The 14,238-nt window shown below is 74.1% G+C and carries 14 protein-coding genes; 5 read left to right on the forward strand and 9 right to left on the reverse strand.

The window, feature by feature from the left end; translation table 11 throughout:
• Nucleotides 1–6: 6 nt before the first annotated feature.
• The 6 genes from AGRA3207_RS04005 to AGRA3207_RS04030 are packed head-to-tail and all read right to left on the reverse strand — an operon-like array spanning nucleotide 7 to nucleotide 6,495.
• A complete protein-coding gene (locus tag AGRA3207_RS04005) occupies nucleotides 7–867 on the reverse strand; it encodes a spermidine synthase (protein WP_231333194.1) in 861 nt (286 codons plus the stop codon).
• Nucleotides 868–899: 32 nt separating this feature from the next.
• The gene (locus tag AGRA3207_RS04010) at nucleotides 900–1,940 is read right to left on the reverse strand and encodes an ABC transporter ATP-binding protein (RefSeq protein WP_231333195.1); all 1,041 of its coding nucleotides are present in this window, start codon (nucleotides 1,938–1,940) and stop codon (nucleotides 900–902) included.
• Nucleotides 1,933–2,967, reverse strand: coding sequence for an ABC transporter ATP-binding protein (locus AGRA3207_RS04015; RefSeq protein WP_231333196.1), 1,035 nt, complete (start codon nucleotides 2,965–2,967; stop codon nucleotides 1,933–1,935). Before AGRA3207_RS04015 ends, AGRA3207_RS04010 begins: the two co-directional genes overlap by 8 nt.
• A 7-nt stretch (nucleotides 2,968–2,974) precedes the next feature.
• Nucleotides 2,975–3,922, reverse strand: a complete 948-nt coding sequence (locus AGRA3207_RS04020) for an ABC transporter permease (RefSeq protein ID WP_231333197.1) — start codon at nucleotides 3,920–3,922, stop codon at nucleotides 2,975–2,977.
• 8 nt (nucleotides 3,923–3,930) lie between these two features.
• Nucleotides 3,931–4,857 carry an ABC transporter permease gene (locus AGRA3207_RS04025; RefSeq protein WP_231333198.1) on the reverse strand — a complete coding sequence of 309 codons (927 nt, stop codon included), beginning with the start codon at nucleotides 4,855–4,857 and terminating at the stop codon, nucleotides 3,931–3,933.
• A gap of 3 nt (nucleotides 4,858–4,860) precedes the next feature.
• The gene (locus tag AGRA3207_RS04030) at nucleotides 4,861–6,495 is read right to left on the reverse strand and encodes a peptide ABC transporter substrate-binding protein (protein WP_231333199.1); all 1,635 of its coding nucleotides are present in this window, start codon (nucleotides 6,493–6,495) and stop codon (nucleotides 4,861–4,863) included.
• Between the two features lie 197 nt (nucleotides 6,496–6,692).
• On the opposite strand from AGRA3207_RS04030, the gene AGRA3207_RS04035 reads away from it, so the two are divergent.
• Nucleotides 6,693–8,039 (forward strand): M20/M25/M40 family metallo-hydrolase, encoded by a 1,347-nt coding sequence (locus AGRA3207_RS04035; protein WP_420830866.1) that lies wholly within the window; start codon nucleotides 6,693–6,695, stop codon nucleotides 8,037–8,039.
• 18 nt (nucleotides 8,040–8,057) lie between these two features.
• Here AGRA3207_RS04035 and AGRA3207_RS04040 read toward each other — a convergent pair whose 3' ends face one another.
• Nucleotides 8,058–8,264, reverse strand: a complete 207-nt coding sequence (locus AGRA3207_RS04040; RefSeq protein ID WP_231333200.1) for a DUF5988 family protein — start codon at nucleotides 8,262–8,264, stop codon at nucleotides 8,058–8,060.
• Between the two features lie 168 nt (nucleotides 8,265–8,432).
• On the opposite strand from AGRA3207_RS04040, the gene AGRA3207_RS04045 reads away from it, so the two are divergent.
• A complete protein-coding gene (locus tag AGRA3207_RS04045) occupies nucleotides 8,433–9,332 on the forward strand; it encodes a hypothetical protein (RefSeq protein WP_231333201.1) in 900 nt (299 codons plus the stop codon).
• 78 nt (nucleotides 9,333–9,410) lie between these two features.
• Complete coding sequence (locus AGRA3207_RS04050; RefSeq protein ID WP_231333202.1) at nucleotides 9,411–10,448, forward strand: MBL fold metallo-hydrolase; 1,038 nt, start codon at nucleotides 9,411–9,413, stop codon at nucleotides 10,446–10,448.
• A 45-nt stretch (nucleotides 10,449–10,493) separates the two neighbouring features.
• Here AGRA3207_RS04050 and AGRA3207_RS04055 read toward each other — a convergent pair whose 3' ends face one another.
• Nucleotides 10,494–11,105, reverse strand: a complete 612-nt coding sequence (locus AGRA3207_RS04055; RefSeq protein WP_231336227.1) for a TIGR03086 family metal-binding protein — start codon at nucleotides 11,103–11,105, stop codon at nucleotides 10,494–10,496.
• A gap of 151 nt (nucleotides 11,106–11,256) precedes the next feature.
• On the opposite strand from AGRA3207_RS04055, the gene AGRA3207_RS04060 reads away from it, so the two are divergent.
• Nucleotides 11,257–12,027, forward strand: coding sequence for a DUF899 domain-containing protein (locus AGRA3207_RS04060; RefSeq protein ID WP_231333203.1), 771 nt, complete (start codon nucleotides 11,257–11,259; stop codon nucleotides 12,025–12,027).
• A gap of 139 nt (nucleotides 12,028–12,166) precedes the next feature.
• Here the strand turns inward: AGRA3207_RS04060 and AGRA3207_RS04065 are convergent, their stop codons facing one another.
• On the reverse strand, nucleotides 12,167–13,342 hold the full coding sequence (locus tag AGRA3207_RS04065) for a serine hydrolase domain-containing protein (protein ID WP_231333204.1): 1,176 nt from the start codon (nucleotides 13,340–13,342) through the stop codon (nucleotides 12,167–12,169).
• Between the two features lie 192 nt (nucleotides 13,343–13,534).
• Here AGRA3207_RS04065 and AGRA3207_RS04070 point away from each other — a divergent pair, with 192 nt between their 5' ends.
• Nucleotides 13,535–14,170: a pyridoxamine 5'-phosphate oxidase family protein gene (locus tag AGRA3207_RS04070; RefSeq protein ID WP_231333205.1), complete on the forward strand. Its 636-nt coding sequence runs from the start codon at nucleotides 13,535–13,537 to the stop codon at nucleotides 14,168–14,170.
• Nucleotides 14,171–14,238 lie beyond the last annotated feature (68 nt).

Genomic DNA, 14,238 nt, shown 5'->3' on the forward strand with positions numbered 1-14,238 from the left:
CCGCCCTCATGACCTTCCGAACACCTGGGGCGGCGGAACGGGCGGGGTGATCTCCTCGCCGTCGCACAGCGGCGCGGCGCCGGCGCAGAACGCGGCCAGGTCGTGGCCGTCCACCAGCCGGGCCCGCGTGATGCCGCCCGCCGCGCGGCGGCCCAGCTCGGCGGCCGGCAGCGGCTCGCGCGAGGCGGCGACGATGAGGTTGCCGAACCGCCGGCCCCGCAGCACGCCGGGGTCGCCCAGCAGAAGCGCGTGCGGGAACACCGACCGGACGGTCGCCGCGACCCGCCGCGCGAACGGGAGCCGGAACCCGTCGGCGACGTTGACCAGGTAGGCGCCGCCGGGGCGCAGCACGCGCGCGACGTCCTGGACGAACTCGCGGGTGGCCAGCTCGACCGGCATGGACGCCTCGGCGAAGGCGTCCATGACGACCAGGTCGTCCGCGCCGTCGGGGACGGCCGCGACGCCGGAGCGGCCGTCGGTGACGCGGATCCTCAGGCCGCGGACGTTCTTGACCGGCAGACGTTCCCGGACCAGCTGCACCAGCGCGCCGTCCGGCTCCAGCACCACCTGCCGGGAGCCCGGGCGGGTCGCGGCGATGTAGCGCGGCAGCGTGCACCCCGCGCCTCCGACGTGCACCGCGTCGAAAGCCTCGCCCTCCAGGCCGAGCGTGTCGACGACGTCGCCCATCAGCCGCATGTACTCGAAGTCGAGGTAGGTGGGATCGCCGAGGTCCACGTACGACTGGGGCACGCCGCCGACGAGCAGCATCCACCCGCCGTCCCGGTCGGCGTCCCGGAGGAGCTCGGCCTCCCCGCCGGCGATCCTGTGCCGGTCCAGCCGGGGTTCCCGCCTGCCCTTGCGCGCCATTCCCCCACCCTACGGAACCCCCTGGGACGGCCTCATCCGGGCGTGCTCAGGCCCCCGGCCGCGCTCGGCGAGGCGTCCTCCTCCGCCTCGGCGGCGAAGTGGCAGGCGCTCGGGTGCGCCGAGCCGTCCCGCGGGCGCAGGGCGGGTTCCTCGGCGGCGCAGACGTCCCGCGCCTTCCAGCAGCGGGTGCGGAACCGGCAGCCCGACGGCGGGTCCAGCGGCGACGGCGGCTCCCCCTCCAGGAGGATCTGCCCCGCCAGGCCGGGCGCGTCCGGGTCGGGGACCGGGACGGCCGACAGCAGCGCCCGCGTGTACGGGTGGGTCGGATGCTCGTAGATCCGCGTCCCGTCGCCCGTCTCGACGACCTTGCCGAGGTACATGACGGCGACGCGGTCGGAGATGTGGCGGACCGCGGCGAGGTCGTGCGCGATGAACACGTACGCCAGGCCGAGCTCCCGCTGGAGCCCGGCGAGCAGGTTCATCACCTGGGCCTGGACGGACACGTCCAGCGCCGACACCGGCTCGTCGCAGACGATCACGTCGGGGCGCAGCGCGAGGGCCCGGGCGATCCCGACGCGCTGGCGCTGCCCGCCGGAGAACTGGTGCGGGTAGCGGTCGACGTGGCCGGGGTCGAGGCCGACGAGTTCGAGCAGTTCCCGGACGCGCGCGCGCCGCTCCCCCTTCGGGGCGGCCTCGGGGTGGATCGCGAACGGCTCCCCCACGATGTCCCCCACGGTCATCCGGGGGTTGAGGGAGGAGTAGGGGTCCTGGAGCACCATCTGGACGCGGCGGCGGAGCGCCCGCAGCTCGGCCCTCGGCAGCCCGAAGATGTCGCGGCCCTCGAACCGGACGGTCCCGGCGGTGGGACGCTCGGCCGCCAGCAGCAGCCTCGCCAGCGTGGACTTGCCGCAGCCGGACTCGCCGACGACGCCGAGGGTCTCCCCGCGCCGCAGTTCCAGGTCCACGCCGTCCACGGCCCGGACGGTGCCGACCGTCCGCCTGACCACCGCGCCGCGCGTCACCGGATAGTGCTTGACCAGGCCCTCCACCCGCAGGATGGGGGCCTCATCCATCTCCCGCACGGTGCACCTCCCCGGCGAAATGGCAGGCCGCGTGGTGACCGGGCGCGACGGCGACCGGCACCGGCCGCTCCACCGCGCAGACCGGCTCGGCGCGCGGGCACCGGGGCGCGAACGCGCAGCCGGGCGGCAGCGCCGCGGGGTCCGGCGGCGTCCCGCGGATCGGGACGAGCGGCGCGCCGCGACGGTCCAGGCGCGGCACCGAGGCGAGCAGCCCGCGGGTGTAGGGGTGCGCGGGCCGGGCGTACAGCTCCCTGGCGGGCGCCTGCTCGGCGGCCGAGCCCGCGTACATCACGACGATCCGGTCGGCGACGCCGGCGACGACGCCGAGGTCGTGGGTGATCAGCACCATGCCCATGCGCAGCTCCTCCTGCAGCTCCGCGAGCAGCCGCATGATCTGCGCCTGGACGGTCACGTCGAGGGCGGTGGTGGGCTCGTCGGCGATCAGCACGTCCGGTTCCAGCGCCAGCGCCATCGCGATCATGATGCGCTGGCGCATGCCGCCGGAGAACTGGTGCGGGTGGTCGCCGAGCCGCCGCGCGGCGGACGGGATGCGCACCCGCTCCATCAGCTCCACGGCCCGGGCCGTGGCCGCTTTCCGCCGCATCCCGCGGTGCACCCGGTACATCTCGCGGATCTGGTCGCCGACCGTGAACACCGGGTTCAGCGCGCTCAGCGCGTCCTGGAAGATCATCGCGACGCGGTCGCCGCGGTACGCGCGGCGGCGCCGCTCGGGCAGCCCGAGCAGATCCTCGCCGCGCAGCCGTACCGAGCCGCCCGTGACGCGCGCGGGCGGGGTGTCCAGGATGCCCATGACGGCCTGCGCGGCGACGCTCTTGCCCGACCCCGACTCGCCGAGGATCGCGACCGTCTCGCCTTCGGCCAGCGAGTAGGACAGCCCGTTCACCGCGCGAACGTCCTGGCCCCGGACGTGGAAGCGGACGTGCAGGTCCTCCACCTCCAGGAGCGGCGGCGCCGGGGGCGGCCCGCCGGCCGCCGCGTCCACCAGGTCCGTCGTCATCGCTTCGTCACCGCAGTTTCGGGTCGAGGGCGTCGCGGACGGCGTCGCCGAGCAGCAGGAAGCCCAGCACGGTGGCCGACAGGAACACCGCGGGGAAGACCAGCAGGTGCGGGTGGTCCACGAAGGCGTCCTTGGCCTGGTTGAGCTGCAGCCCCCAGGAGACCTCCGGGTACTGGAGGCCGACGCCGAGGAAGTCCAGCGTCGCCTCCCCCGCGATCACGTTGCCGACGTTGAGGGTCGCGACCACGAGCACCGGCGCGAGGGTGTTCGGCAGGATGTGCCGGGCCATGATCCGCGCGTCGGAGGCGCCGAGCAGCCGCGCGGCCTGCACGTAGTCGGCGTCCCTGACGGAGATGACCTGCCCGCGCATGATGCGGATCATCGTCGTCCAGCCGAGCAGCACCAGCACCAGCGTCATCGCCCCGACGCCGTGGCCGGGGAACGCGACGAGGATGACGGTGGCGCCCAGCACGAACGGCAGCCCGAAGAACACGTCGGTGAGCCGGGCGATGACCGCGTCCAGGAGCCCGCCGTAGTAGCCCGCCAGCATCCCGAACGCCAGCGCGATGGCCAGCGCGAACAGGGTGACCGCGGCGCCGATCAGCAGCGTCGGGCGGGCGCCGTGCACCACGTGCGCGTAGTAGTCGCAGCCGGCGAGGTCGGTGCCGAACCAGTGGGCGCCGGACGGGCCGAGCTTGGCGTCGTTGGCGTCGCAGCCCTCGTTGACGCCCCGGCCGGTGAACAGCCGCGGGACGGCGGCCATCAGGGCGACCAGCGCCAGGATCGCGGCCGACGCCCAGAACACCCAGCGGCGCCGCAGGTCGCGCCACGCGTCGTCCCACAGCGACGCCCGGCCGGTCCCGCCGCCCGCGATCCCGGGGCCCGCGATCGCGCCGCCCGCCATCGCGCCCACCTCGCCCGGCGGTCCGGCCGCCGTGTCCCCCGCCGTGTCCATCCCGCGGCTCACCCGTACCTGATCCGGGGGTCCAGCAGCCCGTACAGCAGGTCCACCAGCAGGTTCACCAGCAGGAAGATCAGCACGAGCACGGTGACCGCGCCGACCACGACGGGCCCCTCCTTCAGCTGGATCGACTGGAACACCTGCTGGCCGATGCCCGGCAGGTTGAAGATGCCCTCGGTCACGATGGCGCCGCCCATCAGCGAGCCGAAGTCCACGCCGAGGTACGTCACGACCGGGATCAGCGAGTTGCGCAGCGCGTGCCGGCCGACCACCCGCATCCGCGACAGCCCCTTGGCGTTGGCGGTGCGCACGTAGTCGGCCCGCAGGTTCTCCGCGAGGCTCGTCCGGGTGAGCCGCGCGACGTAGGACAGCCCGAGCGAGCCGAGCACCATCCCCGGCAGCACGTAGCTCGCCGGCCAGCCGCCGTCCGTCCCGGCGGTCGGGAAGACCTCCCAGCGCAGCCCGAAGAGGATCTGCGCGGTGTAGCCCAGCACGAACACGGGCACGGCGATCAGCAGGGTCGTCCCGCCGAGGACCAGCGTGTCGGCCATCCTCCCGCGCCGCAGGCCCGCCCACACCCCGAGCAGGACGCCGATGGTCAGCTCGAACATCCAGGCGGTGACCGCGAGGCGCGCGGTCACCGTCCAGCGTCCGCCGAGCATCTCCGCGACCTTCTGGCCGGTGTAGTTCTCCCCCAGGTCCCCCCGGAGCAGCCCCCACATGTACTTCCCGTACTGCACGAGAAGCGGGTCGTCCAGGTTGTACCGCTCCCGCAGCGTCCGCAGCACGCTCTCGGGGACGGGCTTGTCCCCGGCGAGCGCCTGGATCGGGTCGCCCGGCAGCGCGAACACCATCGCGTAGATGAGCAGCGTCGTACCGGCGAAGACGGGGACCGCCTGCAGGAGCCGCCGGAGGGCGTAGCGCCACATCGGCTACCCCACCGTCACTTCGTTGGCGAGCAGCCCGGTCGCGTAGGCCGTGATCGTGACGTTGCCGACCCTCTCGGACCGCCCGCCCTGGCCCGCCCAGGTCCACAGCGGGATCATCGGCATCTCGCGGAGGGCGACGTCCTCGGCCTGGTTGTAGAGCCGCAGCGCCTCCTGCTGGTCGTCCGAGCGGTTGGCCCTGGCGATGAGGCCGTCGAACTCCGCGCTCTTCCAGCCCATGCGGTTGCTCCCCGAACTCCACATGTTCTCCAGGTAGTTCTGGGCGCTCGGATAGTCGGCCTCCCAGTTCTGCCTGTAGGGGCCCTTCTCGGTGCGCTTGTTCAGCATCGCGAAGTAGTCGGACGCGGGCACCTGCCGGAACTCGATGTCCTCGATGCCGAGGTTCTGCCGCAGCGAGTTCGCGACGATCTGCATCCACTGGTAATAGGTCGGCTGCGCGTTGGAGAAGTACAGCTCCAGGGTCCCCTTGAATCCGCCTGACTTCGCGTACAGTTCCTTCGCCCGGACCGGGTCGTAGGTGCACAGGTCGCCGCACGCGTTCGGCCGGTGCCCGGTGATGATCGCGGGCAGGAGCGAGTCGGCGGGGATGTAGTCGCCGTTGTAGACGGCCTTGTTGATGCCCTGCCGGTCGATGGACATCGAGATCGCCTTGCGCAGGTCGGGGCTGGCGAACCGCCTGTCGAACAGCGGGAAGCCCAGGTAGTCGACCGTGCCCATCTCACGGGGCAGGAACCGGTCGCCCAGCAGCCGCCGCGCCTCGGGCACCTTGGCGGACGGGATCGTCTGGAGCACGTCCAGCCGCCCGGCGCGCAGGTCGGTGTAGGCGGTCTCGGCGCTGGAGTAGCTCTTCCAGGTGACGCCCTTGTTCTTGGGCTTGCGGGGCCCGGTGTAGCCGGGGTAGGCGACGAGCTTGATCTGCCTGTTGCGCTCCCAGTCGCCGCTCATCATGTAGGGGCCGTTGCCGATCGGGTGCTCCTCGAAGGACTCCAGATCGCCCAGTCCCGCCTTCGGCATCGGCGCGAAGGCGGGGTAGCTCAGCAGGAGCGGGAACTGGTTGAACGGGTCGGTCAGCGTGACCCTGAGGGTGCCCTCGTCGACGACCTGGACGCCGGAGAGCCTGTCGGCGCGCGGCTTGGCCCTGCCGTCCCGGGGGTTCATCGCGGCGTAGCCTTCGATGTGCGAGAAGTAGGCGTTGGCGCCGTAGGCGTTCGGGCCGTAGGCGGCGTTGTTCCAGCCGTCGGCGAAGCTGCCCGCGGTGACCGGCTCGCCGTTGTGGAACCGCTGCCCGGGCCGGATCTTGATCGTCCAGACCTTCTGGTCGTCGCTGGTGACGGACGCGGCGGCCAGGTTGACGCCCTTGCCTTCCCTGGTGAGGCCCACCAGGTTGTCGAACAGGCCGCTGAGGACGTCGAAGGAGTAGCTGCTCGTGGTGTTCGCGGGGACCAGGTGGTCCGGCTCGGGGTGGCCCGCGGTGAACGTGCCGTCTCCCGGCTCGCCGCCGCCACCGCAGCCGGACGCGCCGAGCGAGGCCGCGAGCAGCAGTGCGGCCAGCCCGGCGGTCCCGCGGCCGGCGCCGGCGGACCGGCGGACGCCCCGTCTCGAACCCCTGAGGCCGGTCATTTCCTCCTCGTCCCCTCTCGCGTGCGCGGCCGGGCACCCGGCCGCCGCTCTTCAGACTGGTGGCAGCGTCGTACCGCCCGGAGGGTTTGGGTACGGCGCTGAACGATTCGAAACCGGATCGATACGTTTTTGATCAACCGTTGGCAGAGGTCAGCGCGGGAAGAAAATGAAGACTTGTTACGAAAGGCGGTGGCGGAGTGACCGAGCCGGGGGCGCGCGAGACCGCGGGACGGGAGGCGGCGGGCGCGGAAGCCGCGGGCCGCGAGGCGGCGGCGATCTGTGCCGACCTGATCCGTTTCGACACGGTCAACCGGGGCGAGGGCGTGGCCCGTCCCGAGCGGCCCGCCGCCGAGCACGTCGCGGCGCTGCTGGACGAGGCCGGCGTGCCCTCCACGATCGTGGAGGCCGCCCCTGGCCGCGCCAGCGTCCTGGCCCGTGTCCCCGGGAGCGACCCGGGGCATCCGGCGTTCCTGGTCCACGGGCACCTGGACGTGGTGCCCGCCGACCCGTCCGAGTGGAGCGTCCCCCCGTTCTCGGGCGAGGTGCGGGACGGATGCGTCTGGGGCCGCGGCGCGGTCGACATGAAGGGCACCCTCGCGATGACGCTGGCGACCGTCCGGTGGCGGCTGCGCGAGGGCCGCCGCACACGCGGCGACCTGGTGCTGGCGTTCCTGGCCGACGAGGAGTGCACCGGCGACCTCGGGTCCCGGTACGTGGTGCGCGAGCATCGCGGGTTCTTCGAGGGCTGCACGGAGGCGATCAGCGAGTCGGGCGGCTTCAGCGTGCACGCGGGCGGGGCGCGGGTCTACCCGATCGCGACCGGCGAGCGCGGCACGGCGTGGATGCGGCTGACGGCGCGCGGCACGGCCGGGCACGGCTCCAAGCCGGCGCCCGACAACGCGGTCGCCGAGATCGCGCACGCCGTGTCGCGGCTCGCCTCGCACGAGTGGCCCGTGCGCCTCACCCCGGGGGTCCGCGCCCTGCTGGACGGCCTGGCCGACGCGCTCGGCACCACCATCGACCACGACCGCCTCGACGCGGAGGCCCGCCGTCTCGGCGGTGCCGGCCGTCTGTTCGCCGGGACGATCCGCAACTCGGCGAACCCGACCCGCCTCGACGCCGGGTACAAGATCAACGTGGTGCCGGGCGTCGCGACCGCGCAGGTCGACGGCCGCTTCCTGCCCGGCACCCGGGAGGAGTTCCTCGCCACCGTCGACCGGCTGCTCGGGCCGCGGGTCACCCGCGAGTTCCTCAACCACGAGGAGGCCCCGACGGCGGACCCGGCGGGCGGGACCTTCACCGCGCTGGCCGCCGCGCTGCGCGCGGAGGACCCGGCGGCGCGCCCCGTCCCCTACGTGATGGCGGGGGGCACCGACGCGAAGTCGTTCCACGGCCTCGGCATCGCGAGCTTCGGCTTCGCCCCCCTCTTCCTGGGGCCCGGCCTGGACTACTTCGGCATGTTCCATGGCGTCGATGAGCGCGTCCCCCTGGAGGGCCTGGCCTTCGGCACCCGCGTCCTGGACCGCTTCCTCGACACGCGCTGACCGGCCGGGGCGCGCGTGTCAGCCGGGGGTGGCGGTGCGTCCCGACCAGCGGAAGACGGGCAGCCTGCCCTCAGGGGTGTCCCGGTGCCGGGCCGTCGCCGTGAAGTGCTCGTAGCCGCCGCGGAACGGCAGCCTCACCTCGACACCGGGAGGGGTGATGGGGGCGATCCGGTCGGTGAGGTCCGCCGGACCGCCTTCCAGGAATGCCTTCAACGAGGTGTCCATGGAGCGGATGGTCACACGGGGCGGGCGTCCCGCCAATCCTCCCGGAGGAGGTATCCGTGCGACCCGCCCGTCACCGTGACCGTGAGGCCCACCGCCGCCGCGGTCAGGGCCGGCAGAGGGACGGCGCAGCGCGTCGTGCCCGGCGCCGCACGCGGGTAGGGATCCGTTGTGGACCTTTCCAGCGCGGCCGACGAGCTGTACGCCGTCGCACCCGACGCGTTCGTCGAGGCGAGGACACGCCTGGCACGGCAGGCCAGGCAGGACGGCGACGCCGCCCTCGCCAAGCGGATCGCGGCGCTGCGCCGCCCGGCGCCCCCGGCATGGGCGGTCAACCTTCTGGCGCGCTCGGCCCGGGACGACCTCGGGCGCCTGCTGGACGTCGGAGCGGAGATCCGGGAGGCGTGGGGCTCGGGAGGGGGGCTCGGCGACCTGGAACGGCGGCGGGCGGGGCTCGTCCAGGAGCTGGTGCGGACGGCGGCCGGGCTGGCGTCGGACGCGGGCCGGCCGCTGCGCGACCAGGCCCTCCGGGACGTCGAGGACACCCTCCAGGCCGCGACGGTCGACGCCGGGATCGCCGAGGAGGTCCGCGAGGGGCGGCTCACGCGGCCGCGCAGCCACTCGGGGTTCGTCCCGGCGGGCTTCCAGGTGGCCCCGGACGGCGCACGGCCGGAGCGGTCCAAGCCGGAGCGGTCCAAGCCGGAGCGGCCCGGACGCGGGCGCCCGGTGAAGAAGGCGCGTCCCGCGGCGGGGGCCGCGGTGGTCCGGACGAGCACCGCCCGCGCGAAGCGGGCCGAGTCGCTCCGCAGGCGGGCCGAGGAGGCGGAGGCGGCGCTGGCCGACGCCCGGGAGAAGGCCGGGCGCACGCGGGAGGCGGCCGAGAAGGCGGCCGCCGAGGTGGGGCGGCTGCGGCACGAGCTGGAACGGGCCGTCGCCGAGCGCGACGCGGCGGCGCGCAGGGCCGAGCGGGCCGGGCAGGCGCACGCCCGGGCCGAGGACGCGGCCCGGGAGGCCCGCGAGGCCGCCGGGGAGGCGCGCGCGGCCGCCGACCGCGACGCCGGGCGCGGCTGACCGGCGACCCGCCTCCGAATCGGACATTCCAGATGAAGTAGGTTCCACTGGAATGGGATTCGACAACGAGGGGGCGCGGTGACGGCACCGGTCGTGGAGCAGCCGACGGACTGGACCGAGCCGGGCGCCCATCCGGTGACCCCCGGCGTGCACCGGATCCCCCTCGCCCTGCCGATCCCGTCGCTGCACGCCGTCAACGTGTACGTGATCGAGGACCCCGGCGGCCTGGTCGTGGTCGACTCCGGCTGGGCGATGCCCGACACCCGCACGGCGCTGGAGGGCGGGCTCCGCGCGCTCGGCCACGGACTGGACGACGTCGCCCAGTTCCTCGTTACCCACGCGCACTGGGACCACTACTCGCAGGCCCTCGCCCTGCGCGAGTCGTTCGGCACCCGCGTCCGCGTCGGCCGCGGCGAGCGGCCCTCCATCGAGGCGTTCGACGCCCGGCGGGGCCTGCACCCGCGGCAGGTCGAGATGCTGCGCCGCTGCGGCGCGGGCGACCTGGCCGACGAGATCGCCGGGAGGCCGGTCGGGGCGGCCGCGCGGAACATGCCGCACACGCTGCCGGACGCCTGGCTGGACGACGGGGAGCGGATCGGCCTCGCCGGGCGGGCGCTGGACGTAGTCGCCACCCCGGGCCACACGCGCGGCCACATCGTCCTGCGCGACGCCGCCGCCGGGCTGCTGTTCGCCGGGGACCACGTCCTGCCGCACATCAGCCCCTCGATCGGGCTGGAGACCGAGCCGGAGCCGAGGCCGCTGCGCAGCTACCTGGAGTCGCTGCGGCTCGTCCGCGACATGCCCGACACCCTGCTGCTCCCCGCGCACGGCCCGGTCACGGGCAGCGCGCACGCGCGGATCGACGAGCTCCTCGACCACCACGCCGCGCGCCTGGACGCCGCCGCCGGGCAGGTCCGCGCGGGCCACGGCACGGCGTTCGAGGTCGCCGCCGCCCTGCCGTGGACGCGGCGGCGGCGCAGGCTCGCCGACATGGACGCCTTCAGCCGGATGCTGGCCGTCCTGGAGATCGAGGCGCACCTGGACGTCCTCGCCGACCAGGGCGTCCTGGACGCGCACGACGAGGCGGGCGTCCGCGTCTACGCCGTCCGCGGCTGAACGCCCTGCCCTGACCGGTCCCCCGGCCCGGTCAGCCCGGCCCGGTCAGCCCGGCCAGGCCGCCGGGTCGCGGCCGAGGTGGGCCAGCAGCCGCTCACCCGGCCCGGCGGCGGCGGGCACGGCGACGGGCGGCGCGAACAGGCCGTGCCGGGTGGCACCGGTCACCATCACCGACGCGACGCCGAGCAGCCGCTCGGCGAGCGCGGGCGGGATCGGACGCGGCCGCCCGGTCGCCTGCGCGACGTCCCAGCCGTGCACGGCGATCTCGATGGCCCCGGTCGCGGCGACCACGTCCGCGCGGAGGGGGCAGCCCCCGACGGTGACCGGCAGATCGGCCCCGGCCTCCGTCCACGCTCCGAGGAGCCGCTCCGCGCCCGCGCGGAACGCCACCACGAGCGCGTCCGCGGGGTCGCCTTCCGGCGGCGGGTCCGCCTCCGGCACGAGCCCGACCCGGCCCGTGTCGACGGCCTCCAGCAGCGCGGCCAGCGAGTCCCCGGTGTGCCGCAGCAGCATCCCGAGGTCCCAGTCCCGGCACGGCGTCGGCGCGGGCAGCGCCCCGCCGGTCACGCCGTCCAGGGCCTCCAGCGCGAACTCGACCGCCCCTTCCAGGATTCCCGGTCCGTAGCCCTGCGACGCCGCCGTCTCCACCGCGTCCATGCGCACCCTCTTCTCCTGGAGTCGATCCCTCACAAGGACCGACCAGGCCGCGTCCCGGAAGTCACCGGCGCCGGGGCGATGACTTTCCGCGCACCCCGTGGTCTGCATCGATGACGGCACACAGATCCCGGAGCCGGACGGAGGCGGAACGATGGCCCTTCCCGAGGTCGTCTCACGAGAAGAGTGGGTGGCGGCGCGCAAGGCGCTGCTCGTGAAGGAGAAGGAGCTCACCCGGGCGCGCGACGCGCTGAACAGCGAGCGGCGCCGCCTGCCCATGGTCCGGGTGGACAAGGAGTACGTCTTCGAGGGACCGGACGGCAAGGCCGGCCTCCTCGACCTGTTCGAGGGCCGCGCCCAGCTCATCGTCGGGCACGTGATGTGGGACCCCTCCTGGGAGAGGGCGTGCCGGAGCTGCTCGTCCGGCCTGGCGGAGATCTCCGTCGGGCACCTGCGGCACCTGCACGAGCGCGACACCACCTATGCCGCCGTCTCGCGCGCCCCGCAGGCGAAGATCGCACCGTTCAGGGAGCAGATGGGCTGGGTGTTCCCCTGGTACTCCTCCGCCGGTGGCGACTTCAACTACGACTACCACGTCACCATCGACGGCTCCGTCGCGCCGGAGGAGTACAACTACCGGACCGTGGCCGAGTACGCGGAGGCGGGCACGCCCTTCGGGGACGAGCGGCCGATGGAGACGCCCGGCATGAGCTGCTTCCTGCGGGACGGCGACACCGTCTACCACACGTACTCGATGTACGCGCGCGGCGCCGAGCAGGTCGGCGGCTCCTACTACTACCTCGACCTGACGGCGCTCGGCCGCCAGGAGCCGTGGGAGGAGCCCAAGGGCCGGGGGTCGGGCGGCATGGCCGCGGGGAGCAGGCTTCCTTATCCGGACGAGTACGACGACGAGTACTCCCGCTGAACCCCTCCTGAGAACGCCGTGCCCCTTCCCACCGGCGCCCTGTTCCCGGGGCGCCGTGCACGGCGGCCCGGCGGCCGCGCGGTGGCCCCTCACGGGGGAGGCCACCGCGCGGCCGCCCGCGGTTCCGGCGCCCTCGGCGTCAGCGCCCGCAGAGGGCGTTGCGGACGGTGTTGGCCGCCGTCGCGTCCTCGCGGAAGCCGCCGTCGCCCTCCAGTTGCGTGGTGACGCTGACGGTGGCGCTGCGCCGCGCGTCGGGGGTGACGCCCCCGCGGGTCATATAGCCGGGTGTGTCCCCGCCGTGGCCCCAGAAGCCCGCCTTCGAGCAGCTCAGCGGGAACCAGAGCAGTCCGAGCCCGTAGCGGGAGCCGGTGAAGGACCCGTCCATGCCGGTCGGGACCGTCGTGCGCATCTCGGCGAGCTGCGCGGGTTCGAGCAGCCGCCCGCCGATCAGCGCGGTGAAGAACCGGTTGAGGTCGGCGGCCGTCGTGACGACGGTGCCCGCCGAGGACGCCCAGCTGTAGTCCATGTCGGTGATGTCCATGAGCGGCCCGCCCTCGGCGAACTGCTGGTAGCCGTGCGGATGGGGGCGGGGGAACTCGCGCGCCCTCACGAAGGCCGTCCGCGTGAGGCCGAGCGGCCGGAGTATCCGCCGTCCCGCCTCCGCCTCCCACGTCCGCCCGGTGATCCGCTCGATGAGCATCCCGGCGAGGACGTAGCCGGTGTTGCTGTACGACCACCGGGGCTTGCCGTCCGGGCCCGTCTCCCCCGGCCGGAAGCCCGGCCGGTGGGCGAGCGCCATCCGGACCAGCCGCTCCGGGGTGTAGTGGTCGAAGCGGTGGGCTGCGGCCTCCTCCGCGGAGCCGAACGGCAGGTCCTCGGTGTAGTCGTAGAGCCCGCTGGTGTGCTGGAGCAGATGGCGGATCTTGATCTTCCTCCCGTCGTTGCCGTTGCCGCGGACGAGGCCGGGCAGCCACCGGTCGACCGTGTCGTCCAGGCTCAGCCGCCCCTCCCCCACGAGCTGGAGGATGACCGTCGCCACGTACGTCTTGGTGTTGCTCCCTCCCCGGAAGTACGAGCCGTAGGGGATCGGACGCCCGCTCCGCACGTCCGTCACCCCGGCCCGGGCCCTGACCGTCCCCTCCGGCGTGCTCGCCTCCGCCTGCACACCGGTGACGCCGGTGGCCCTGACGGCGTCCACGTCCCGCTGGAGCGTCCTCCCGCCCGGGTCCGCGAGCGCCGTGCCGCCCGTCGCTGCCACGACCGCCGCCCCGAGTCCTGCGACGACCCCCCGGCGGGTCCTGCCGAGCGTGCTCAATGCCTTCTCCGTCCGTCGGCCAACGCCGCCCGGATTCACGCTAGGCACCGCGGTCCGGCGCCACGACGGGGCCACCTGGTGGGTCCGGAGTGGGGCGGCCCCCACCCCCGCCCGGCGACCCCCCACACCCCCCGGAACGGACCGGTCCAGGGTTACGCTGACGCTCCGGATCCCCTTTCCGAAGGAGCCCTGATGACGCTCGCCCCCGAGTTCACGGAGATCACTTCTGCGGAGGAGCTGCGGGCGCTGCTCGGCGCGCCGATGCGCCGGGCGCTCGACAAGGAGCGCGTCACCCTGCACGCCTGGGACCGGGAATGGCTCGCCCGGTCGCCGTTCTGCCTGATCGCCACCAGCGACGCCGCAGGGAACTGCGACGTCTCCCCCAAGGGGGACCCGCCCGGGTTCACCCACGTCCTGGACGACAGCACGATCGCCGTCCCGGACCGTCCGGGGAACCGCCGGGCGGACGGCTTCCTCAACGTCCTGGACAACCCGCACGTCGGGCTGATCTTCATGATCCCCGGACGCGGCGAGACGCTGCGGATCAACGGCCGGGCGCGGCTCGTGCGGGAGGCGCCCTTCTTCGAGGCGATGGTCGTCAAGGGCCACCGCCCGGCCCTGGCGCTGGTGGTGGAGATCGAGCAGATCTTCTTCCACTGCGCGAAGGCCCTGATGCGCTCGGACCTGTGGAAGCCCGGCACCTGGGAGCCGGACGCGCTGCCCTCACGCGCCCGGATCCTCAAGGACGTCCAGTACACCGAGGCGAGCCTGGAGGAGCTGGAGCGCTACTACGGCCCCGAGTACGCCAAGAAGCTGTACGGGAGCTGAGACGCCCCCTCTCGACAGGCGTCACCTTGCCAGACCCCCGCGCGTGGGCGCGCGGGGGCCTGCCTTCT

It is taken from the genome of Actinomadura graeca, assembly GCF_019175365.1.
In the GTDB taxonomy this organism is placed as follows: Bacteria; Actinomycetota; Actinomycetes; order Streptosporangiales; family Streptosporangiaceae; genus Spirillospora; species Spirillospora graeca.

Coding starts and splice junctions, on each gene's coding strand:
- AGRA3207_RS04005 (WP_231333194.1), bottom strand. CDS start 867: ATGGCGCGCAAGGGCAGGCGGGAACCCCGGCTGGACCGGCACAGGATC.
- AGRA3207_RS04010 (WP_231333195.1), bottom strand. CDS start 1,940: ATGGATGAGGCCCCCATCCTGCGGGTGGAGGGCCTGGTCAAGCACTAT.
- AGRA3207_RS04015 (WP_231333196.1), bottom strand. CDS start 2,967: ATGACGACGGACCTGGTGGACGCGGCGGCCGGCGGGCCGCCCCCGGCG.
- AGRA3207_RS04020 (WP_231333197.1), bottom strand. CDS start 3,922: ATGGACACGGCGGGGGACACGGCGGCCGGACCGCCGGGCGAGGTGGGC.
- AGRA3207_RS04025 (WP_231333198.1), bottom strand. CDS start 4,857: ATGTGGCGCTACGCCCTCCGGCGGCTCCTGCAGGCGGTCCCCGTCTTC.
- AGRA3207_RS04030 (WP_231333199.1), bottom strand. CDS start 6,495: ATGACCGGCCTCAGGGGTTCGAGACGGGGCGTCCGCCGGTCCGCCGGC.
- AGRA3207_RS04040 (WP_231333200.1), bottom strand. CDS start 8,264: ATGGACACCTCGTTGAAGGCATTCCTGGAAGGCGGTCCGGCGGACCTC.
- AGRA3207_RS04055 (WP_231336227.1), bottom strand. CDS start 11,105: ATGGACGCGGTGGAGACGGCGGCGTCGCAGGGCTACGGACCGGGAATC.
- AGRA3207_RS04060 (WP_231333203.1), top strand. CDS start 11,257: ATGGCCCTTCCCGAGGTCGTCTCACGAGAAGAGTGGGTGGCGGCGCGC.
- AGRA3207_RS04070 (WP_231333205.1), top strand. CDS start 13,535: ATGACGCTCGCCCCCGAGTTCACGGAGATCACTTCTGCGGAGGAGCTG.